General features: G+C 58.5%; 19 protein-coding genes. 16 read left to right on the top strand and 3 right to left on the bottom strand.

What is annotated here, in order from left to right; translation table 11 throughout:
* The first annotated feature begins 65 nt into the window (after positions 1-65).
* Complete coding sequence (locus tag ACA043_RS08915) at positions 66-3,617, top strand: calcium-binding protein (RefSeq protein ID WP_497658990.1); 3,552 nt, start codon at positions 66-68, stop codon at positions 3,615-3,617.
* Positions 3,618-3,728: 111 nt separating this feature from the next.
* On the opposite strand, the gene uraH is transcribed toward ACA043_RS08915, so the two are convergent.
* Positions 3,729-4,082, bottom strand: a complete 354-nt coding sequence (gene uraH, locus ACA043_RS08910; RefSeq protein ID WP_401269699.1) for a hydroxyisourate hydrolase — start codon at positions 4,080-4,082, stop codon at positions 3,729-3,731.
* 432 nt (positions 4,083-4,514) lie between these two features.
* On the opposite strand from uraH, the gene puuE reads away from it, so the two are divergent.
* From puuE to ACA043_RS08870, 8 genes are all read left to right on the top strand, one after another.
* Positions 4,515-5,441, top strand: coding sequence for an allantoinase PuuE (puuE, locus tag ACA043_RS08905; protein ID WP_192564080.1), 927 nt, complete (start codon positions 4,515-4,517; stop codon positions 5,439-5,441).
* A complete protein-coding gene (gene uraD / locus ACA043_RS08900) occupies positions 5,438-5,953 on the top strand; it encodes a 2-oxo-4-hydroxy-4-carboxy-5-ureidoimidazoline decarboxylase (RefSeq protein ID WP_497658989.1) in 516 nt (171 codons plus the stop codon). Before puuE ends, uraD begins: the two co-directional genes overlap by 4 nt.
* Before the next feature lie 88 nt (positions 5,954-6,041).
* The gene (gene alc / locus ACA043_RS08895) at positions 6,042-7,037 is read left to right on the top strand and encodes an allantoicase (RefSeq protein WP_497658988.1); all 996 of its coding nucleotides are present in this window, start codon (positions 6,042-6,044) and stop codon (positions 7,035-7,037) included.
* 134 nt (positions 7,038-7,171) lie between these two features.
* Complete coding sequence (locus ACA043_RS08890) at positions 7,172-7,675, top strand: ureidoglycolate lyase (protein ID WP_008005655.1); 504 nt, start codon at positions 7,172-7,174, stop codon at positions 7,673-7,675.
* Between the two features lie 51 nt (positions 7,676-7,726).
* Positions 7,727-9,040 carry a urate hydroxylase PuuD gene (locus ACA043_RS08885; protein ID WP_187680061.1) on the top strand — a complete coding sequence of 438 codons (1,314 nt, stop codon included), beginning with the start codon at positions 7,727-7,729 and terminating at the stop codon, positions 9,038-9,040.
* A gap of 168 nt (positions 9,041-9,208) precedes the next feature.
* The gene (locus ACA043_RS08880; RefSeq protein WP_497658987.1) at positions 9,209-10,567 is read left to right on the top strand and encodes a nucleobase:cation symporter-2 family protein; all 1,359 of its coding nucleotides are present in this window, start codon (positions 9,209-9,211) and stop codon (positions 10,565-10,567) included.
* Positions 10,568-10,638: 71 nt separating this feature from the next.
* Entirely contained in the window at positions 10,639-11,424 is a 786-nt protein-coding gene (locus ACA043_RS08875) for an outer membrane protein OmpK (protein ID WP_497658986.1), read from the top strand.
* Positions 11,425-11,797: 373 nt separating this feature from the next.
* Positions 11,798-12,583, top strand: a complete 786-nt coding sequence (locus ACA043_RS08870) for an outer membrane protein OmpK (protein ID WP_497658985.1) — start codon at positions 11,798-11,800, stop codon at positions 12,581-12,583.
* 134 nt (positions 12,584-12,717) lie between these two features.
* Here ACA043_RS08870 and ACA043_RS08865 read toward each other — a convergent pair whose 3' ends face one another.
* Both ACA043_RS08865 and ACA043_RS08860 read right to left on the bottom strand, forming a co-directional pair.
* On the bottom strand, positions 12,718-13,878 hold the full coding sequence (locus ACA043_RS08865; RefSeq protein ID WP_187680058.1) for a patatin-like phospholipase family protein: 1,161 nt from the start codon (positions 13,876-13,878) through the stop codon (positions 12,718-12,720).
* 32 nt (positions 13,879-13,910) lie between these two features.
* Complete coding sequence (locus ACA043_RS08860) at positions 13,911-14,843, bottom strand: lipid A biosynthesis lauroyl acyltransferase (protein WP_187680057.1); 933 nt, start codon at positions 14,841-14,843, stop codon at positions 13,911-13,913.
* Positions 14,844-14,960: 117 nt separating this feature from the next.
* Here ACA043_RS08860 and minC point away from each other — a divergent pair, with 117 nt between their 5' ends.
* From minC to ACA043_RS08825, 7 genes are all read left to right on the top strand, one after another.
* Entirely contained in the window at positions 14,961-15,698 is a 738-nt protein-coding gene (minC, locus tag ACA043_RS08855) for a septum site-determining protein MinC (protein WP_038367080.1), read from the top strand.
* Positions 15,699-15,867: 169 nt separating this feature from the next.
* Positions 15,868-16,680 (top strand): septum site-determining protein MinD, encoded by an 813-nt coding sequence (gene minD, locus ACA043_RS08850; RefSeq protein ID WP_187680056.1) that lies wholly within the window; start codon positions 15,868-15,870, stop codon positions 16,678-16,680.
* Positions 16,680-16,934 (top strand): cell division topological specificity factor MinE, encoded by a 255-nt coding sequence (gene minE, locus ACA043_RS08845; RefSeq protein WP_003223146.1) that lies wholly within the window; start codon positions 16,680-16,682, stop codon positions 16,932-16,934. Before minD ends, minE begins: the two co-directional genes overlap by 1 nt.
* Before the next feature lie 91 nt (positions 16,935-17,025).
* Positions 17,026-17,661 carry an RluA family pseudouridine synthase gene (locus ACA043_RS08840; protein ID WP_007960625.1) on the top strand — a complete coding sequence of 212 codons (636 nt, stop codon included), beginning with the start codon at positions 17,026-17,028 and terminating at the stop codon, positions 17,659-17,661.
* Positions 17,662-17,853: 192 nt separating this feature from the next.
* Positions 17,854-19,143 carry a M18 family aminopeptidase gene (locus ACA043_RS08835; protein ID WP_187681369.1) on the top strand — a complete coding sequence of 430 codons (1,290 nt, stop codon included), beginning with the start codon at positions 17,854-17,856 and terminating at the stop codon, positions 19,141-19,143.
* Between the two features lie 164 nt (positions 19,144-19,307).
* The gene (locus ACA043_RS08830; protein WP_305442182.1) at positions 19,308-19,484 is read left to right on the top strand and encodes a hypothetical protein; all 177 of its coding nucleotides are present in this window, start codon (positions 19,308-19,310) and stop codon (positions 19,482-19,484) included.
* Positions 19,485-19,561: 77 nt separating this feature from the next.
* Positions 19,562-21,715, top strand: coding sequence for a mechanosensitive ion channel domain-containing protein (locus ACA043_RS08825; RefSeq protein ID WP_497658984.1), 2,154 nt, complete (start codon positions 19,562-19,564; stop codon positions 21,713-21,715).
* Positions 21,716-21,747: the final 32 nt, after the last annotated feature.

The raw sequence follows: 21,747 nt of genomic DNA, 5'->3' as shown, positions 1-21,747 counted from the left end.
TCTCGCTTGCATCACCCCCTATTCTCATCGACTTATAACTTGCAACACCGAACAAGGATGTTTACATGTCAATCCCCCTGCCCATTAATACCTATGCAAAAGACGAAACCGTCGAAGTTTTTGATATTGGTAATCATGCTAATGAGCGCACTTCATCGACTATCGACTTCGCGCCTGACATCAAGAGCGACAGTGCAAACCCAGAACCCGAAAATAGCGCCCGCAAACCCGGCCAGCTCAAGATGCTCGACGATCTGTTTGGGCCGTTCAAGATCGGCCCCTACACCATTACTCGTCGAGGCCTGGATGCATTGGGTGCGACTATTGATGGCCAACCGCTGACCGGCCATAACACCCAGTTTCGTACACCCAGCCGATCGTTCGTCAACGCCCTGCAACTCAGTTATCCCGAAATCGAGAAGCGCATGAAAGTGTCCACTTTCGGCGACGATTATTTACTGCCCTCCCTGTTATATGAGATGGCCTGCCTGCGCCCGCAGACGGCCCCGCCGGTCATAAGGAATGACACCGGTGTGAACGTCGGGGAGGTCGATTACTCGCAGAAAATGTCTCGTCTTCTCAACTCGGCACAGAACCTGGATCTGCGTCTGAGCTATTCAAAAAAGCAGAGCAGCCCGAGCTGGATCATCATCAAAAACCATTCCACGGTCGGCGCCAGCGTCGGCATTCAGGCCTTTGGCATATTCATGGGCATTCGCGGTATTTACGATGCCGTCAAAAAGAATGACAAGGATGAAATCATCTTTAACAGCATCGGCATCGGGACAGAGGTCGGTTCGATTATCACCGACGTAGCCGTCACCAAAGCCGGTCAACGCATGATCGAAGCAGGCAGTGGCGCCTTGAAGGATTTCGCCAAAACCCGGGTCGGAATCAGGCTGGGGCGTTCAGGGGGACTTGTCGGCGGTGCGCTGACGTTGCCGTTCGATATCTACAGTGCTGTCAGAGAATTCAACGCCGCCAGCAATAAAACCGGCAAACAAGCCATTGATCATTACGTCAGCGCCGGTTTGAACATCGCCAGTGCCGCCATGACGGTCATTCTGGGTACCGCCGCCCTGGCCGGCTTTTCGTTCGCAGGGCCGGTCGGCCTGGCCGCTGGTGCGCTCATGGCGATCGGCTCGCAGATCTACGGCGCCGTGCGCATGGTGGATGAAATCGACGACTACATTGAACTCACCGTTGAAGAACGCTGGCGCACCGGCTGGTTCTCGTTTGTGCCGTTGATGGATATCGATCAAGACATCAAAAATCGCTACGAACTGGCCAAAGCCAAAATCGAAACCGCCAAACGACTGACAACGACGGCCAGAAAGATACTCGACGAGACTCAAAAGGACACCATCGAGGCGGTCGTGCACGGCCGCTACGAAGACCGCCTCAAGAAACGACGTGAACGCGTAAAACACTGGTGGGGCGTAGAAACCATGCCGATCGTCTACGTCCCCGAGGTCGTAGGTCTTGACGATACGATTGACGCACGAGCCGGCGTTACAGCCCAGACACCCGGTGCTGTGCTCGGTACGCCAGGAGAAGACAAAGGCATCCTGTGGATGATCGGTGATGGCAAGGATACGGTCACGGGTGTCGAGAAAAAGCCCAATGCCTTTTATTACGCAGAGGGGACAAAGACTCTGACCGGGGGTGAAAAGGATGACAAATTCATTGTCCAAAATGCCGCGCAAGCAATCGAGAGGCCGGTTGAGAGCGCTGAGTTCTCCAGACTGAAAGGGGGCGCCGGCAGCGATACATTGATACTGGATGGCAAGCAGTCATTTCCCGCGGAGGGACGGGGATATGACATCGACCTGACGGCGGGCACCCTGCAAATCTACACACCCAATGCGGATCCGGCAGTCGAGGATGGAGAAAGTTATTCTTTCAAGGCACTGCTCGAAAACATTGAAAACGTTCAGACGCTCAATGATGGAAAAAGTATTGTCACGGGCACTAAAGAAGCCAACGTGATCACATCAAGAGGCGCAGACAAAATCTACGCCGGCGCCGGTAACGACACGCTTTATCTGCTCAAGAACAATGCAACGGCCTTTGGTGAAGCCGGAACGGATTTTTATCACGTGGACCTTGCGCAGGGCTCAGTGCTCATTAGCGATGATGGTGTTGATGAAAGCTATATCTCGCTGGGCTGGCGAATGGACCACATCGAGAAGTGGAAGGTGGACAGACTTCGCCTTCTGATAACGCTGCAGTTCGATTTTCACTATGGCCGCAGAAGCATCATAGCGATTGACAATGTCTACAAAACATCCGAAGGCCACAGGGTTTTGAACAATGACAAATTGACCATCATCACCAGAGATGGCTACTACTTGAAACCCGATCTGCCGGAAAAAATGCAACACGATGACCCGTTTGAGATAAGCGCAGAAATCACCAAGGTGGGCCGTCCCGAAAAAACCACCATTGTCCATGAAACAGTGTGCAAAGTGCCCACTAACCAGAACACCCACTACTACGTCCAGCGATTCAACCCGCACACTCAATTTATAACCGGGAGTCACCCTGACTCCTATTACGGTACCCGAATCTTTCTCGACTACGACTTTTCCGAGCTGACGAGCGCTCATGCAGCCTTTGCGACTACGCCGTCCATTGAAATGAATGCCGCCGCCGGTAACGACAAGGTTAATGTCTCAATCGACTTTCTGTTTTACTTCGGCAAAAACCTGTTGCAAATCGCCGGCGTTAGCCAATACGCAGACACGACACTCGACGCTGCACTGGTAAAAGCGGCGGCCAATGTTTCAACTCATGGATACATGCTGGTGTTCCGGGATGGAAAAGCCCACACCCTGATTCTTGAAGCGGACTATGCCAAACCTCCCGCGCACTATAAGCCCAACGTGGCTGGCAATACGCTGACCAGCCACGACTTACGCTTCCCGATACGGGTCAAAGACAATGCGGTTTTTGAAATCCCCCAAACCCTGGCGCTAGAGCTGGATCACATTTCTTCTTGCTCCCGGCTACTGCCTCTCGCCAAACAGACTGCCATCGATAACATTGAAGGTGCGGGAGCCACTTATCTTATCCATCTGAGCGCGAACAGGGTGCTGCGGATTTCGACGCCCGGCGGTCTGGCCACCGCAAGCAGCCAACTGAACCATTCCTCCACCTGGGAGCTCGACGCCACACAACTCGGTGAATTCAACATCGTCCTGGCGGATAACAAACTGTATATCGGAAACACCACTGTGCATTTACCTCAATACGGTGCCGACGATCTTATTGACGAGATTTTTGTCATCGGACCAAAGGGCGTGGTGCATACCGTAGACCTTTCTTTCGACAGAATTTATATCAACCGCCTGGACGCCAGATACTTTGAGTCACCCACCGACGCTACAGCCGATGTGCCCGAAGAGTTTTCTGCCATTGCGCACAGTGTCCTCGAAGTCCGCAATGTTGCGATGACCGATGGCACCCGAGGAAAACTCAAATACAGCATGCCGGAGCGCAAATGGATCCTGGAAAGTAACAAGTCTCGGACAATAACCAATGCCGACCTGAAGATATTTGGCCGCTGCACCCACCAGACGCCGGATATGCTCACACTGTCGTTGCCTGACAACTGACCTTTAGTCATGCGCCATCACTGAAATAAAAAAAGCCCGCAGTGTGAGCGGGCAAAAGACCAAAGAAGCTATATGCGCAGTCGCTTCCCGGTGGGGGCAGCTGCTTGGGGGTCAGCTGCCCCGGTACGTGGAATAGCTGTAAGGCGAAATCAGCAGGGGTACGTGGTAGTGATCCTGTTCGGCAGAGATGCCGAAGCGCAGCACGACCACATCCAGAAATGCCGGCTCCGGCAGTTGCACCCCACGGGCTCGGTAGTAATCGCCGGCATGGAACTGCACCTGATAAACCCCGGTACGGTAATCATCGCCTTGCAGCAGCGGCGCATCGACCCGGCCGTCACTGTTGGTCATCGCGCTGGCAACCAATTCCAGGTGCGAACCTTCAACGCGGTACAGCTCGACCTTGATCGAGCTGCCCGGGCAACCGTGTGCAGCGTCCAAAACGTGTGTTGTCAAACGTCCCATTGATTCTGCGCGCCTGGCCGCAAAGAGCAGTCAGACTTCGCGCCTCCCGAAGTCAGTTGAAAAGGAGACCGCACCCTTTCGATGCACGAAAAGCTGCGGCGAGCGATTGATTAAGACACTTTCCAAAAAAATTGTACACAATAAAAACGACATTTTTCACACCACCCCCGCCATCCGGGCGTTTACAGCGGATCTGCCAGCGCAGCGCCTGATCATTGAACCTCCTATCCATTAGCTGACTGGTCAGGCAGGTTTCTTGCAGGTTCACGCCGATAGCAGTAAAAGATGACAGTCGGTGAAAAATGCAAAAAATCAGGCTTACAAATTGAGAATAAAGTTGTATACAATCAGCCCATCGCTGTGACGCCAGCCTGCAACCTCACCGCCAGGCCGCCACGTAATATCTGTCAACGAATAAGAAGGAAGACTGCAGTGAGCGCTGACTACCCACGCGACCTGATCGGTTACGGCAGTAACCCTCCTCACCCACACTGGCCGGGCAATGCCCGCATCGCCCTGTCCTTCGTACTCAATTACGAAGAAGGCGGCGAGCGCAACATTTTGCACGGCGACAAAGAATCCGAAGCCTTCCTCTCTGAAATGGTTGCTGCTCAGCCGCTGCAAGGCGCGCGCAACATGAGCATGGAATCGCTTTACGAGTATGGCAGCCGTGCCGGCGTGTGGCGGATTCTGAAACTGTTCAAGGAATTCGACATTCCGCTGACCATTTTTGCCGTGGCCATGGCGGCCCAGCGTCACCCGGACGTGATCCGCGCGATGGTCGAAGCCGGCCACGAGATCTGCAGCCACGGCTACCGCTGGATCGACTACCAATACATGGACGAAGCGCAGGAACGCGAGCATATGCTCGAAGCGATCCGCATCCTCACCGAACTGACCGGCGAGCGCCCACTGGGCTGGTACACCGGCCGCACCGGCCCGAACACCCGTCGCCTGGTGATGGAAGAAGGTGGATTCCTTTACGACTGCGACACCTATGACGACGACCTGCCCTACTGGGAACCGAACAACCCGACCGGCAAGCCACATCTGGTGATCCCTTACACCCTCGACACCAACGACATGCGCTTCACTCAGGTGCAGGGTTTCAACAAGGGTGACGACTTCTTCGAATACCTCAAAGATGCGTTCGACGTGCTTTACGCCGAAGGCGCAGAAGCACCGAAGATGCTGTCGATCGGTCTGCACTGCCGACTGATCGGCCGTCCGGGTCGCCTCGCTTCGCTCAAGCGCTTTATCGAATACGCCAAAAGTCATGAACAGGTGTGGTTCAGCCGTCGCGTCGACATCGCGCGTCACTGGCACGAAACCCACCCGTACCAAGGGGCCGCCAAATGAGCCGCTTTCAAACCCTGCAACCGTCGACCCTGAGCCGCGACGCCTTCGTCAACGCCTTCGCCGACATCTACGAACATTCGCCATGGGTGGCCGAAAAGGCCTACGACCTGGGCGCAGATGCCTCGATCGACGAGATCGAAACCCTGCACCAGCGCATGAGCGACTTCCTGTTGAGCGCCGATCACGCCAGCCAGTTGGCTTTGATCAACGCTCACCCGGACCTGGCCGGCAAAGCCGCCGTCCAGGGCCAACTGACCGAAGCCAGCACCAATGAACAGGCTGGCGCCGGTATTCACCAATGCACGGCCGAAGAGTTTTCTCGCTTCACCGAGCTGAACGACGCTTACAAAGCCAAGTTCAAGTTTCCCTTCATCATGGCGGTAAAAGGCAGCAACCGGCATCAGATCCTCGCGGCGTTCGAAACGCGCATTCACAACTCGGTCGACACCGAATTCAAATGTGCGCTGGCGGAGATCAACAAGATCGCCCTGTTCCGTTTACTGACTCTCTAGCGAAGCCTGACCCGAGTACATCAGACGCGGAGAGTACCCAGGGTCTTGCAAGCATCCCAAGCCACTTATTTAAAGGCAGACAAGAAGAATGAAAGCTTACGCCGTACCTTTCGAGAAGTTCGTCAACCTGGCCGATGCCCGTCTGGGCACCAAAATCCTCTCGGTCACCGATGACTGGTTCGCAGACGCCAATCGTCTGTTTCAGCCAACCCCGGCCGTGTGGAAGGAGGGCGTGTTCGATGACAACGGCAAGTGGATGGACGGCTGGGAGTCGCGCCGCAAGCGCTTCGAAGGCTTCGACAGCGCGGTGATTCGCCTGGGCGTACCGGGTTCGATCAAAGGCGTAGACATCGACACTTCATTCTTCACCGGCAACTTCCCGCCGTCGGCCTCGCTGGAAGCGTGCTTCCTGGCCTCGGGCGAGCCTGATGAAAACACCCAGTGGACTGAAGTGCTGTCGGCCGTCGAGCTGCAGGGCAATAGCCACCACTACCACGAAATCAGCAACGACAAAGCCTTCAGCCACCTGCGCTTCAACATCTACCCGGACGGCGGTGTTGCTCGTCTGCGCGTGTACGGCATTCCGTTCCGCGACTGGTCGGCAGTTGGCGACAACGAACAGGTTGACCTGGCGGCTGCTCTGAACGGTGGCCGTGCGCTGGCCTGCTCCGACGAACACTTCGGCCGCATGAGCAACATCCTCAACCCGGGCCGTGGTATCAACATGGGCGACGGCTGGGAAACCGCACGTCGTCGCACGCCAGGCAATGACTGGGTAATCGTCGCGCTGGGCCACCCGGGCGAGATCGAAAAAATCGTCGTCGACACCCTGCACTTCAAAGGCAACTACCCGGACACTTGCTCGATCCAGGGCGCGTTCGTCAAGGGCGGCACCGACAGCCAGATCGAAACCCAGTCGCTGTTCTGGCGCGAACTGCTGCCGGCACAGAAACTGGAAATGCACGCCGAACACACCTTCGCCGAGCAGATCAAGGCTCTGGGCCCGATCACCCACATCCGTCTGAACGTTTTCCCGGATGGTGGTGTGAGCCGTTTGCGCGTTCTCGGCAAGGTCGCGAAGTAATGCTGAGACTGTAGGAGCTGCCGCAGGCTGCGATCTTTTGACTTTGTTTTTCAAGATCAAAAGATCGCAGGCTTCGCCAGCTCCTACAGGGATTGCAGTGAATTGAACATACATTTGAAGACAAGAAGAACAGCATGCGCACACTGACGATTGAACCGCTGACCAAAGAAGCCTTCGCCCCTTTCGGTGACGTAATCGAAACCGACGGCAGCGATCACTTCATGATCAACAACGGTTCGACCATGCGCTTCCACAAACTGGCGACGGTCGAAACCGCTACGCCTGAGGACAACGCGATCATCAGCATCTTCCGCGCCGACGCGCAGGACATGCCGCTGACCGTTTGCATGCTGGAACGCCATCCGCTGGGCAGCCAGGCTTTCATTCCGCTGCTCGGCAACCCCTTTCTGATCGTGGTCGCGCCACTTGGCGATGAACCTGTATCAGGCTTGGTCCGCGCCTTCGTCACCAACGGCAGGCAGGGCATTAATTACCATCGCGGCGTCTGGCACCACCCGGTGCTGACGATCGAAAAGCGGGATGACTTCCTGGTGGTTGATCGCAGTGGCACAGGCAATAACTGCGATGAGCATTTTTTCAAAGAGGATGAGCGTTTGATCCTCGCCCCCCACCAATAAGAGAAGGTCTGATCACCCGACAACAAGGGTGACAGGCGAGAGGTAAAGACTGTGGAAGCACATCTGTTGGAATGGCTGAACCTGAGCGTGCGCTGGGTTCACATGATCACTGGCGTGGCCTGGATCGGCGCGTCGTTCTACTTCGTCTGGCTGGAGAACAACCTCAACCGCGTCAACCCGAAAACCGGTCTGGCCGGTGATCTGTGGGCGATCCACGGCGGCGGTATCTACCACCTGGAAAAATACAAACTGGCCCCGCCGGCAATGCCGGAGAACCTGCACTGGTTCAAATGGGAAGCCTATTTCACCTGGATGTCGGGGATCGCGCTGCTGTGCGTGGTGTTCTACTACAACCCGACGCTTTACCTGCTGGCTCCGGGCAGCACGCTGAGCGGCCCTGAAGGCGTGGCCATCGGTATCGGCTCGCTGTTCCTCGGCTGGTTCATCTACTCCTTCCTGTGCGACTCCGCTCTGGGCAAACGCCCTGCCCTGCTCGGTTTCATCCTGTTCGTGCTGATCATCGGCGCGGCATATGGCTTCAGCAAGGTGTTCAGCGGTCGTGGTGCGTACCTGCACGTCGGCGCGATCATCGGCACCATCATGGTCGGCAACGTGTTCCGCATCATCATGCCGGCGCAGCGCGCACTGGTTGCGGCGATTGCCGAGAACCGCACGCCCGATCCGGCGCTGCCAGCCAAAGGCTTGTTGCGGTCGCGTCATAACAACTACTTCACCCTGCCGGTGCTGTTCATCATGATCAGCAACCACTTCCCGAGCACTTACGGCAGCCAGTACAACTGGTTAATCCTGGCCGGGATCGCAGTGTTTGCAGTGTTGGTGCGTCACTACTTCAATACCCGTCACGACAGCCACAAGTTTGCCTGGACGCTGCCTGTCGCAGCGGTCGGGATGATCAGCCTGGCTTACGTCACCGGCCCAACGCCGATGTCGACAGCTCCGGAAGTGGCCAACGCACCAGCGAAAATCGAGTACCAACCGCTGCCGGAAACGGCACTGGGTGGTGGCGCAAAACCGGCTGAAGCAGCGCAACCGGCAGCACCTGCCGCCCCTGCTGCGGCACCGGCACAGGCGTCCAACGCCGGCCCCGGTTTCGACAAGGTGCACAACGTGATCCAGGAACGTTGCACGGTGTGCCACTCGGCCAAACCGACCAGCCCACTGTTCAGCGCCGCCCCGGCCGGCGTGATGCTCGACACCCCTGAGCAGATCCGCCAGAACGCGGCGCGGATCCAGGCGCAAGCCATCACCACACAGATCATGCCACTGGGCAACATCACACAGATGACCCAGCAGGAACGTGACCTGATCGGTGCCTGGATCGCCCAGGGAGCCCAGACCAACTAAGCAGTAAAAGCATCGCTGGCAAGCCAGCTCCCACAGGGATTACCTGAATCCTGTGGGAGCTGGCTTGCCAGCGATTAGCCGCAGCGCGGTTTACCTGATGCAAAAAAACAGCTGTGAGCAACCCGGCAGCTGTTCAATCACAAGAATAAAAAAGATCCGAGGTGTTGCATGTCCGAGCTGTACAAAGCGCGCATCCCCGACGCACCCGCCATTCAGCGTTTGCCCCTTTTGCAACTGATCCTGGTCGGTTTGCAACATGTTCTGCTGATGTACGGCGGTGCCATCGCGGTGCCGCTGATCATCGGACAGGCCGCTGGCCTGAGTCGTGAAGAAATCGCCTTCCTGATCAACGCCGACCTGCTGGTCGCCGGCATCGCCACCATCGTGCAGTCGATGGGCATCGGCCCGATGGGCATTCGCATGCCGGTGATGATGGGCGCCAGTTTTGCCGCTGTGGGCAGCATGGTCGCCATGGCCGGGATGCCCGGTATCGGTCTGCAAGGGATCTTCGGTGCAACGATCGCCGCCGGTTTCTTCGGCATGATCATCGCGCCGTTCATGTCCAAAGTCGTGCGCTTCTTCCCGCCGCTGGTGACGGGCACGGTGATCACCTCGATCGGTTTGTCGCTGTTCCCCGTGGCCGTGAATTGGGCCGGTGGCGGTGCTGCCGCTGCGCAATTCGGTTCACCGATTTATCTGGCCATCGCCGCACTGGTGCTGGGCACCATTTTGCTGATCCACCGCTTCATGCGCGGTTTCTGGGTCAATATCTCCGTGTTGATCGGCATGTGCTTCGGCTACCTGCTGTGCGGGGCGATCGGCATGGTCGACTTGAGCGGCATGGCCAACGCGCCGTGGATTCAGTTCGTTACCCCGCTGCACTTCGGCATGCCGAAATTCGAACTCGCACCGATCCTGTCGATGTGCCTGGTGGTGGTGATCATCTTCGTCGAGTCCACCGGGATGTTCTTGGCGCTGGGCAAGATCACCGGCCAGGAAGTCTGCCCGCGCATGCTGCGTCGCGGCTTGCTGTGCGATGCCGGCGCGTCGTTCGTTGCCGGGTTCTTCAACACCTTCACCCACTCTTCGTTCGCGCAGAACATCGGCCTGGTGCAGATGACCGGCGTGCGCTGCCGCTCGGTGACCATCGTCGCCGGCGGCTTGCTCATCATGCTCAGCCTGCTACCGAAAGCGGCCTTTCTCGTGGCCTCGATTCCACCGGCCGTATTGGGTGGTGCTGCGATTGCGATGTTCGGCATGGTCGCGGCCACCGGGATCAAGATCCTGCAAGAAGCCGACATCGGTGATCGTCGCAATCAGTTGCTGGTGGCAGTGAGCATCGGCATGGGCCTGATCCCGGTGGTGCGTCCGGAGTTCTTCGCCCACCTGCCGCTGTGGATGAGCCCGATCACCCACAGCGGTATCGCCATGGCCACGCTCAGTGCGCTGACGCTGAATCTGCTGTTCAACATTCTTGGCGGCAAAGAGCGCGCAGCGATCAACGACTGCCACGCGCACCCGCATTAACAGCAACACCGATAGCCCCTTGTGGGAGAGCAACTCTGCGCCTGAAAAATAAAAACAAGAGGGAGCAACAGATGATTCGCACGCAAACCAACCTGCTGTTGAGCGGCTGCCTGCTGGCCGCATCCCAAGCCATGGCCGGCGATCTATTGCTGTGGCAGACCAACAGCCTGAGCTATCTGTACGGCAAGAATTTCGCGATCAACCCGTCGATTCAGCAGACGGTGACGTTCGAACATGCTGACAAGTGGAAGTACGGCGACAACTTCCTGTTCGTCGACAAGATCTTCTACAACGGCCAGGAAGACCGCAACAAAGGCCCGCACACCTTCTACGGCGAATTCACTCCGCGTTTTTCGTTCGGCAAGATCTTCGATCAGAAGCTCGAATTCGGCCCGATCAAAGACGTGCTGCTGGCGATGACCTACGAGTACGGCGAAGGTGAGAGCGAGGCCTATCTGATCGGCCCAGGCTTTGACCTCAAGGTGCCCGGCTTCAACTACGTCACCCTGAACATCTTCCGTCGCCAGACCGAGGGCCCGCGTCCCGGCGATGGCGTCTGGCAGATCACCCCCGGCTGGTCCTACAGCATTCCCGTGGGCAATTCCGATCTGCTGATCGACGGCTATCTGGACTGGGTTGTCGACAACGACGAGAACTCGCGCGGCACCTACCACGCCAACCTGCACATCAATCCGCAAATCAAATATGACCTCGGCAAAGCCCTTGGCTGGAGTCATAAGCAGTTGTACGTCGGCACCGAGTACAGCTATTGGAAAAATAAATACGGGGTCGAAAACAGCCGCAACCTCGACACCAATCAGAACACCGCCAGCCTGCTGGTGAAGGTGCACTTCTAAGATGACCCGCAACCGTGCCCCATACCTGTCGTCGGTGCTCTGTTGCGGGGCACTTGAGAGCTGGCCAAGGAGTCAGTATTCTCCGCGGCCTCTTGAATTCGGTCTAAAAAAAAGCCCGGATTTAATTCCTGACCGAAAAGCCAACTTATCCCGGCCCCGGCCAGTACCGAGGCATCCCGAAAACACGCTCAATCGACTGTTTTTCAGCAGCCGAACGGGCGTTTTTTTGCTTTCTGAAAGCGTTGGCCCAGCTCTTGCTATCGATAGCGAAGCTGACCGATCGGATGACTTTTGCAGCAACGAAAAAAGGCGCCACACCAGAGCGCCGATCTTAAAAAAATAAACGTGGAACACCTACTTTGGGAGCAACCGAATGAAACGTATGTGCACCAGCCTGATGCTCGCGGGATCGATGTTGGCCGGGGGGCAGGCCATGGCCGAAGGCCTGCTGCAATGGCAGAACAACAGCCTGACTTACCTCTATGGCAAGGACTTCCAGGTCAACCCGCGCATCCAGCAGACCGTCACCTTCGAGCACGCCGATGCGTGGAAGTACGGGGATAACTTCTTCTTCCTCGACAAGATCTTCTACAACGGTGGCAAGGACTTCAGCAACGGCCCGAACACCTACTACGGTGAGTTCAGCCCGCGCATCTCGCTGGGCAAAGTGCTCGACCAGAAGATCGAGTTCGGCCCGATCAAAGACGTTCTGGTGGCGATGACCTACGAGTTCGGCGAAGGCGACACCGAGTCGTACCTGATCGGTCCGGGCTTCGACCTGGACATCCCGGGCTTCGACTACTTCCAGTTGAACTTCTACCAGCGCCACACCCAAGGTGCACGCGCCGGTGACAACGTCTGGCAGATCACCCCGGTCTGGTCCTACACCATCCCGGTCGGCAAGTCGGACATCCTCATCGACGGCTTCATGGACTGGGTGACCGACAACGACTCCAATTCCAAAGGCGATTATCACGCCAACCTGCACTTCAACCCACAGGTCAAATACGACCTGGGCAAGGCGCTGAGTTTCGGCGAGAAGCAGTTGTATGTCGGTGTTGAATACGACTACTGGAAAGACAAGTACGGGATCGACGATACCGGTGCGTTCAAGACCAATCAGAGCACCACGAGCTTCCTGGTGAAGTTCCACTTCTGATAAAGATCAAAAGATCGCAGACTGCGATCTTTCGCTCTAAAAGCTTCGCGAGCAGGCTCGCTCCCACATTGGTTTTGTGAACGACACAAATCCCTGTGGGAGCGAGCCTGCTCGCGAAGGCCTCACCGCAGATCTCACTCCTGCCGCAATCCTAAAAACCGGCACAGCTCCTCACGCTTGGCCAACGCATCGCGCCGCCCCAGATCGATCAACTCGCTGCAATACCCCGCCTCGAACAGCAGATAACTCAACACCCCGGCCCCACTGGTCTTGGTCGCCCCCGGCCCACGCAAGAACAAGCGCAACGCCGCCGGCAATTCCTGCCGATGTCGCGCCGCGATCTCATCGATTGGCTGACTCGGCGAAATCACCAACACCTCCACCGGCGCCACACCCAACTCGCGAGTCGGCGTACCTTCGGGCATCAGATGGCTGAACTGGTTGAGACGCTGAAGCAGCTCGATATCGCCCTCCAGGCTGTCAATGAACGTGCTGTTGAGCATGTGCCCGCCGATCTGCGCCAGCGTCGGCTGTTGACCGGTGTAGGTGCGCTCCAGTGGCTGCTCGGGATCGAACCCGCGCGGGTTGCCGCTGACGCCCACCACCAGCACGCGACTGGCACCCAGGTGCAACGCCGGGCTGATCGGCGCCGATTGCCGCACCGCGCCGTCGCCGAAATATTCCTCACCGATTTTCACCGGAGCGAACAACAGCGGAATTGCCGAACTCGCCAGCAGATGCTCCACCGACAATTGCGTCGGCACACCGATGCGTCGATGGCGCAACCACGCATCAATCTTGCCGCCACCCTGATAGAACGTCACCGCCTGCCCCGACTCGTAGCCGAACGCGGTCACCGCCACCGCATGCAATTGCTTGCGCGCGATGGATTCGGCGATGCCGGGCATGTGCAGTTTTTCATTGAGCAGGTCGCGCAGTGGCGAACTGTTGAGCAGCGCCACCGGCAGCTGGCGACCGAGGCCAAGCAAGCTGTGGCTGACGAAGCGGCTGGCCTGGTGGATCACGCCCGGCCAGTCGCTGCGCAGCACGCGGTGGCTGCGAAAGCCCTGCCAGAACAGGGTCAGGCGTTCGATGGCAGCACGAAAGTCCGTGGCACCACTGGCCAGACTAACCGCGTTGATCGCCCCGGCCGAGGTGCCGACGATTACCGGAAACGGATTGTCGGCGCCCAACGGCAGCAACTCGGCAATCGCCGCCAGCACCCCCACCTGATACGCCGCCCGAGCCCCGCCGCCGGAAAGAATCAAACCTGTGACCGGTTCAGCTGGGCTCATCGCAACACTCCATGGTGCTTATAGGGATTGGTTCAACCGCGTTTGGCGTACAGCTTCGGCTCGCCCGGCGGACGGCTTTTGAAGCGGCGATGCGCCCACAGGTATTGCTCGGGGCAGGCACGCAATGCGCTCTCGACCCACTGGTTGATGCGGATGCAGTCGGCCTCTTCGGTCTCGCCGGGGAAGTCTTCCAGCGGCGGGTGAATCGTCAGGCGATAACCGCTGCCGTCCGCCAGACGCTCCTGAGTGAACGGCACCACCAGCGCTTTACCCAACCGGGCGAATTTGGTGGTCGCGGTCACGGTCGCGGCCTGAATGCCGAACAGCGGCACGAAGATGCTTTGCTTGGCGCCGTAGTCCTGATCCGGTGCGTACCAGATCGCCCGACCTGAACGCAGCAGCTTGAGCATGCCACGCACGTCATCGCGCTCCACCGCCAGCGAATCGAGGTTGTGTCGCTCGCGACCACGACGCTGGACGAAGTCGAACAATGGATTCTTGTGTTCGCGGTACATGCCGTCGATGGTGTGCTGCTGACCGAGCAGCGCCGCGCCGATTTCCAGCGTGGTGAAATGCGCGGCCATGAGGATCACGCCTTTGCCTTCACGCTGGGCCTTTTGCAGATGCTCCAGACCTTCGACGTGGGCCAGTTTCGCCAGGCGCTCGCGGGACCACCACCAGCTCATCGCCATTTCAAAAAAGGCGATACCGGTAGAGGCGAAGTTTGCCTTGAGCAGGCGTTTGCGCTCGGCGGCGGATTTTTCCGGGAAGCACAGCTCAAGATTGCGCTTGGCAATGCGCCGCCGGTCGCCGGCCACGCGATACATCAAGGCGCCCAAAAATCGACCGATGGTCAGCAACGCCGGATACGGCAATTGCACGATCAGCCACAAAAGCCCCAGCCCGCACCAGAGCGGCCAGAAGCGTGGAGCAAGAAATGCTTTTCGAAAACGCGGGCGATCCATTAAAGCTTCCGTAAATACAGTGGCCGCGCATTCTACATCGTTCGACCCGGCTTGCGGCTCGCGGGCGTTCTCGTTATAAGTCTCGGCACTTTTAGTGACAAGTCGTTGTATGCCGACATGAGCCAAACCGAACCGTTAGACCAAGATCCCGTATTCCAGCTCAAGGGCAGCATGCTGGCCATCACTGTGCTGGAACTGGCCCGTAACGACCTCGAAAGCCTCGATCGGCAATTGGCCGCCAAAGTCGCCCAGGCGCCGAACTTCTTCAGCAACGCGCCGCTGGTTCTGGCGCTGGACAAACTGCCACCGAGCGAAGGCGCGGTCGATCTGCCGGGCCTGATGCGCGTGTGCCGCCAGCATGGCCTGCGCACCCTGGCGATTCGCGCCAGCCGTATCGAAGACATCGCCGCCGCTATCGCCATCGACATTCCGGTGCTGCCGCCATCCGGCGCCCGTGAACGACCGTTGGAAACCCCGGAAGCCGAAGTCAAAAAGAAACCGGAAAAGCCGCCGGAGCCGACCATCAAACCGACCCGTGTCATCACTACGCCAGTGCGTGGTGGCCAACAGATATATGCCCAGGGTGGCGATCTGGTCGTGGTGTCCTCGGTCAGTCCGGGGGCGGAACTTCTTGCCGATGGCAACATCCATGTATACGGCCCGATGCGCGGTCGTGCACTGGCCGGGGTCAAGGGCGACACCAAGGCGCGGATTTTCTGTCAGCAATTGAGCGCTGAACTGATCTCCATCGCAGGCCACTACAAGGTTTCCGAAGACTTGCGTCGCGATCCGATGTGGGGCTCGGGCGTACAGGTCAGCCTGTCGGGCGACGTGTTGAACATCATTCGGCTTTAACGGATACTGCCGCATTTTCCAAGCATCTCTAAAACGTAGCGAAAACGGCTCAAACGAAGTAGGAAAAAGGCTAAAAGCCAAATTCCAGCCAAGGCTGTCCGACTGCAGTAGTTTTCAAGAGATGTTTTTCAGGGGCTAAAAAGTCCTTCTTCCTTAGGGGTGAAACACCTTGGCCAAGATTCTCGTGGTTACATCCGGCAAGGGTGGTGTGGGTAAGACCACCACCAGCGCCGCTATCGGTACCGGCCTCGCTCTGCGCGGCCACAAAACAGTAATCGTCGACTTCGACGTGGGCTTGCGTAACCTTGACCTGATCATGGGTTGCGAGCGCCGCGTGGTGTATGACTTCGTCAACGTGGTCAACGGCGAAGCCAACCTGCAACAGGCTCTGATCAAAGACAAGCGTCTGGAAAACCTCTACGTACTGGCCGCCAGTCAGACCCGCGACAAAGACGCGCTGACTGTCGAAGGCGTGGAAAAAGTCCTGATGGAGCTCAAGGAACAATTCGAGTTCGTGGTCTGCGACTCCCCGGCGGGCATCGAAAAAGGCGCGCACCTGGCCATGTACTTCGCTGACGAAGCGATCGTTGTGACCAACCCGGAAGTGTCCTCGGTACGAGATTCGGACCGCATGCTCGGCCTGTTGGCGAGCAAATCGCGTCGCGCCGAACGTGGCGAAGACCCGATCAAGGAACACCTGCTGATCACCCGCTACCATCCAGAGCGTGTTGAAAAGGGCGAGATGCTTGGCGTTGAAGACGTCAAGGATATCCTCTCGGTAACGCTGCTGGGCGTGATCCCGGAATCCCAGGCGGTGCTCAAGGCATCCAACCAGGGCGTACCGGTCATTCTCGACGATCAGAGCGATGCCGGTCAGGCGTATAGCGATACCGTCGACCGCTTGCTGGGCAAAGAAAAAGCCCACCGTTTCCTCGATGTCGAGAAGAAGGGATTCTTCGAGCGCCTGTTTGGAGGTAGGTAATGAACCTTTTTGACTTCTTTCGTGCCAACAAAAAGCCAAGTACCGCCTCGGTAGCGAAAGAGCGTCTACAGATCATCGTGGCGCATGAGCGCGGCCAGCGCAGCACGCCGGATTACTTGCCAGCCTTGCAGAAGGAACTGGTCGACGTGATCCGCAAGTACGTCAACATCGGCAACGACGACGTACATGTTGCACTGGAAAGCCAGGGCAGTTGCTCGATTCTGGAACTCAACATCACCCTGCCTGATCGCTGAGTCGATACGGCAGGAACGACGGCGGCTCAGGGCCATTCCCATACCGGAATGGCCCTGAGCCGCCGTTGGCATTTGTTACGAGGCTGTTTTAATGCCGTTGTCCAACATCCGCATCATCCATCAGGACGCCGCCGTACTGGTGGTCGACAAACCGACCCTGCTGCTCTCGGTGCCCGGTCGCGCCGACGACAACAAGGACTGCCTGATTACCCGCCTGCAGGAAAACGGCTACCCGGAAGCGCGCATCGTCCATCGTCTGGACTGGGAAACCTCCGGCATCATTCTGCTCGCCCGTGACGCCGACACTCACCGCGAACTCTCGCGCCAGTTTCACGACCGAGAAACCGAAAAGGCCTACACCGCATTGGCCTGGGGTCAGCCTGAACTGGACAGCGGCAGCATCGACCTGCCGTTGCGCTACGACCCGCCGACCAAGCCGCGCCACGTGGTCGATCACGAATTCGGCAAGCATGCGCTGACCTTCTGGCGCGTGCTGGAACGTTGCGGCGACTGGTGCCGCGTCGAGCTGACGCCGATCACCGGTCGCTCGCACCAGTTGCGCGTGCACATGCTATCCATCGGACATCCGCTGCTCGGTGACGGGCTCTACGCCCATGAACAGGCACTGGCAGCTTGGCCGCGTCTGTGCCTGCACGCGAGCATGCTCAGCTTCACCCACCCGCAAACCGGTGAGCGTCTGCGCTTCGAGTGCCCGGCGCCGTTCTGAATGGCACCGCTGGCCCCATGTAGGAGCTGCCGAAGGCTGCGATCTTTTGCTCTGGTTTTTGATTTACGAAACACCAGATCAAAAGATCGCAGCCTTCGGCAGCTCCTACAGGTTATGCATGCGCAGCAACGACCGCATGTCATGCCCCAACCGATGCGTTAAACTCCCGCCCATTGCTGTCTGGAGCTTCTTATGCGCGAAGAGTTGAACCAAGGCCTGATCGACTTCCTCAAGGCCTCCCCTACCCCGTTCCACGCCACCGCCAGCCTTGTTCAACGTCTGGAGGCCGCCGGTTTTGTGCGCCTCGACGAGCGCGAGCCATGGACTACCGAGCCCAACGGCCGCTACTACGTTACTCGTAACGACTCCTCGATCGTCGCGATCAAAATGGGCCGTCACTCACCGCTGCACGGTGGCATCCGCCTTGTCGGTGCACACACTGACAGCCCATGCCTGCGGGTCAAGCCACAACCTGAGCTGCAACGTCAGGGCTTCTGGCAATTGGGCGTCGAAGTCTACGGCGGCGCGCTGCTGGCACCGTGGTTCGACCGCGATCTGTCGCTGGCCGGCCGCGTGACCTTCCGCCGTGACGGCAAGGTCGAGAGCCAGTTGATCGACTTCAAGGCACCGATCGCGATCATTCCCAACCTGGCCATTCACCTCAACCGTGAAGCCAATCAGGGCTGGGCGATCAATGCCCAAACCGAACTGCCGCCGATCCTCGCGCAATTTGCCGGTGACGAACGCGTCGACTTCCGCGCCGTACTCACCGATCAACTGGCCCGCGAACACGGCCTCAACGCCGATGTGGTGCTCGATTACGAGCTGAGCTTCTACGACACGCAAAGCGCTGCGGTGATTGGCCTGAACGGCGACTTCATTGCCGGCGCGCGCCTCGACAACCTGCTGTCGTGCTACGCAGGCCTGCAAGCCTTGCTCACAGCCGAGACCGACGAAACCTGCGTGTTGGTCGCCAACGACCACGAAGAAGTCGGCTCCTGCTCAGCCTGCGGTGCCGATGGCCCGATGCTCGAACAGACCCTCCGTCGCCTGCTGCCGGAGGGTGACGAGTTCGTCCGCACCATCCAGAAATCGCTGCTGGTCTCGGCCGACAACGCCCACGGCGTACACCCCAATTACGCCGAAAAGCACGACGCCAACCACGGCCCGAAACTCAACGCCGGCCCGGTGATCAAGGTCAACAGCAACCAGCGCTACGCCACCAACAGCGAAACCGCCGGGTTCTTCCGCCATCTGTGCATGGCCGAAGAAGTGCCGGTGCAGAGCTTCGTGGTGCGCAGCGACATGGGCTGCGGCTCGACCATCGGCCCGATCACCGCCAGCCATCTGGGCGTGCGCACCGTCGATATCGGCCTGCCGACCTTCGCCATGCACTCGATCCGTGAACTGTGCGGCAGCCATGACCTGGCACATCTGGTCAAAGTGCTGAGCGCCTTCTACGCCTGCCGCGAATTGCCGTAACAATTCGGCACGACACGCCCCCTGTAGGAGCTGCCGCAGGCTGCGATCTTTTGATCTTGTGTTTTATAAATCAAAAACAGGATCAAAAGATCGCAGCCTGCGGCAGCTCCTACAGGTGGAAACCGACCTAGACTCAAATCATCCCTTCCGACAAGGCAGTCACCATGATCTCGATGTCCTCCTTCCACGCCATGCTCATTCCCATCCTGAGCGGAATGATCCTGCTGGCCGTCGGCTTCAACTTCCGCGACAAGAACGCCGGGGTGTTCGCCATGTGGATCGGCATGCTGACGATACTCGCCACCGTGGTCTACAAGATCCTCGCCAAACTCAACGAATAAATCCGCGCCCGGCTCGCATTGATTAATGCGGCCTCGTACACTCCAGCGAATCCGCCCCTTGCGAGGTTGACCGCCTAGTGTTTGCTCGTCTTTTTGCTCTACCCTGCCTGTTCCTCATCTGCTTGATGACGCTGCTGCCCATGGCACCCGCCCACGCGGTCGGTCTGCCGGGCCTGCTCAACACCACCAAGACGCAGCCAGAAGCCCAGGAACCGCTTGGCCAGTCCCTCGACGAAGTCATCAAGTCGCTGGAAAACGACAAGCAACGTGCACAGTTGCTGACCGATCTGAAGAAACTGCGCGACGCCACGAAAAAAGCCCAGGCCTCTCCCGAAGAAGGCGTGCTCGGGTTGATTGGCGGCACCCTGGCCAATTTCGAGAAACAGTTTTCCGGAGCTGGCAGCCCGGTCACTCGCTGGTCCAACGAATTCGATCTGGCCAAAGATGAACTGAAAGCGCTGATGCTCCCGGCCAGTGAATGGCTGCCGATCATTTTCGGCTTCGCCATGATTCTCATGGTCTGGAGCCTGCTTGCCGCCGCGCTGATCTGGGTCAGTCACCGGGTGCGCATGCGCTTCGGACTCACTGAAGAACTGCCGCAACACCCCAGGGCCGTCGACATGCTGCGCTTCGCATTGCGCAAGCTCGGGCCGTGGTTGATCGCGTTGGTGATCACCGTCTACATGAGTTATGCGTTGCCGTCGTCTCTGGGCAAAAGCCTGGCGATGGTGCTGGCCTACGCGCTGGTGGTCGGCACCTGCTTCTCGGCGATCTGCGTGATCGCTTTTTCCCTGCTCGACGGCCCACACCGCCATCGCGCGTTGTACATCCTGCGCCATCAGGCGTTTCGGCCGTTGTGGCTGATCGGCAGCTTCGCCGCCTTCGGGGAGGCGCTGAACGACCCGCGCCTGATCGAGAGCCTCGGTGTGCATCTGGCGCACAGCGCCGCGACCATCGCCAATGTTCTCGCTGCGCTGTCGACCGGGCTGTTCATCCTGCGATTCCGCCGGCCGATCGCCCACCTGATCCGCAACCAGCCGTTGTCCCGACGCCTGACCCGACGCGCGCTCAGCGACACCATCGAAATCCTCGGCACCTTCTGGTACGTACCAGCGCTGGTGTTGGTCGGCATCTCGCTGTTCGCCACCTTCGTCTCCGCCGGCGACACCAGCACCGCGCTACGCCAGTCGCTGATCTGCACCGTACTGTTAGTGTTGTGCATGGTGATCAACGGCCTCGTGCGCAGGCACTCGCTGAAACCGCAACGCGGATCAAAACGCCACGCGCTCTATTCCGAGCGCCTGAAAAACTTCTTCTATACCCTCGCGCATTTGCTGGTGTGGCTGGTGTTCATCGAACTCGGCCTGCGCGTGTGGGGCCAGTCGCTGATCGGTTTTGCCGAAGGCGAAGGGCATGACGTCAGCGTCAAACTGTTCAGCCTGATCGGCACACTGGTTTTCTCCTGGCTGATCTGGATCCTCGCCGACACCGCCGTGCACCACGCCCTCACTCGCTCACGCAAAGGCCTGGCCAATGCGCGGGCGCAAACCATGATGCCCCTGATCCGCAACGTGCTGTTCGTGGCGATTTTCATCATCGCGCTGATCGTCGCCCTGGCGAACATGGGCATGAACGTCACGCCACTGCTGGCCGGTGCCGGTGTGATCGGCCTGGCTATCGGTTTCGGTGCACAGTCGCTGGTGGCGGACTTGATCACCGGCCTGTTCATCATCATCGAAGACTCACTGGCCATCGATGACTACGTGGATGTCGGCGGCCACCTCGGCACCGTCGAAGGCCTGACCATCCGCACCGTGCGCCTTCGCGACATCGACGGTATCGTCCACACCATCCCGTTCAGCGAAATCAAAAGCATCAAGAACTACTCGCGGGAATTCGGCTACGCGATCTTCCGCGTGGCGGTGCCGTACAACATGGAAATCGACGACGCGATCAAACTGATGCGCGACGTCGGCCAGAAAATGCGCACCGATCCGTTGCAACGCCGCAATATCTGGTCGCCGCTGGAGATTCAGGGTGTAGAGAGTTTCGAGTCCGGCAGCGCGATTCTGCGCGCGCGCTTCAAGACCGCGCCGATCAAACAGTGGGAAGTTTCCCGAGCCTTCAACCTGTCGCTCAAACGTCACCTGGACGAAGCCGGGCTGGACCTGGCGACGCCGCGCATGAGCGTGCAAGTGATCACTGCCGGCGGTGGTCAGGCGAAGGAATAGCACTTAGGCACGACGTTCGGGTCACAGGCAGG

The organism is Pseudomonas sp. LBUM1648 (genome assembly GCF_059716145.1).
This window is presented reverse-complemented; position numbering and strand designations above follow the sequence as displayed.

Coding starts and splice junctions, on each gene's coding strand:
- ACA043_RS08830 (WP_305442182.1), top strand. CDS start 19,308: ATGATCTCGATGTCCTCCTTCCACGCCATGCTCATTCCCATCCTGAGC.
- ACA043_RS08865 (WP_187680058.1), bottom strand. CDS start 13,878: ATGAGCCCAGCTGAACCGGTCACAGGTTTGATTCTTTCCGGCGGCGGG.
- uraH (WP_401269699.1), bottom strand. CDS start 4,082: ATGGGACGTTTGACAACACACGTTTTGGACGCTGCACACGGTTGCCCG.
- ACA043_RS08835 (WP_187681369.1), top strand. CDS start 17,854: ATGCGCGAAGAGTTGAACCAAGGCCTGATCGACTTCCTCAAGGCCTCC.
- ACA043_RS08870 (WP_497658985.1), top strand. CDS start 11,798: ATGAAACGTATGTGCACCAGCCTGATGCTCGCGGGATCGATGTTGGCC.
- ACA043_RS08875 (WP_497658986.1), top strand. CDS start 10,639: ATGATTCGCACGCAAACCAACCTGCTGTTGAGCGGCTGCCTGCTGGCC.
- minE (WP_003223146.1), top strand. CDS start 16,680: ATGAACCTTTTTGACTTCTTTCGTGCCAACAAAAAGCCAAGTACCGCC.
- ACA043_RS08890 (WP_008005655.1), top strand. CDS start 7,172: ATGCGCACACTGACGATTGAACCGCTGACCAAAGAAGCCTTCGCCCCT.
- ACA043_RS08880 (WP_497658987.1), top strand. CDS start 9,209: ATGTCCGAGCTGTACAAAGCGCGCATCCCCGACGCACCCGCCATTCAG.
- minC (WP_038367080.1), top strand. CDS start 14,961: ATGAGCCAAACCGAACCGTTAGACCAAGATCCCGTATTCCAGCTCAAG.
- ACA043_RS08860 (WP_187680057.1), bottom strand. CDS start 14,843: ATGGATCGCCCGCGTTTTCGAAAAGCATTTCTTGCTCCACGCTTCTGG.
- uraD (WP_497658989.1), top strand. CDS start 5,438: ATGAGCCGCTTTCAAACCCTGCAACCGTCGACCCTGAGCCGCGACGCC.
- ACA043_RS08915 (WP_497658990.1), top strand. CDS start 66: ATGTCAATCCCCCTGCCCATTAATACCTATGCAAAAGACGAAACCGTC.
- ACA043_RS08840 (WP_007960625.1), top strand. CDS start 17,026: ATGCCGTTGTCCAACATCCGCATCATCCATCAGGACGCCGCCGTACTG.
- alc (WP_497658988.1), top strand. CDS start 6,042: ATGAAAGCTTACGCCGTACCTTTCGAGAAGTTCGTCAACCTGGCCGAT.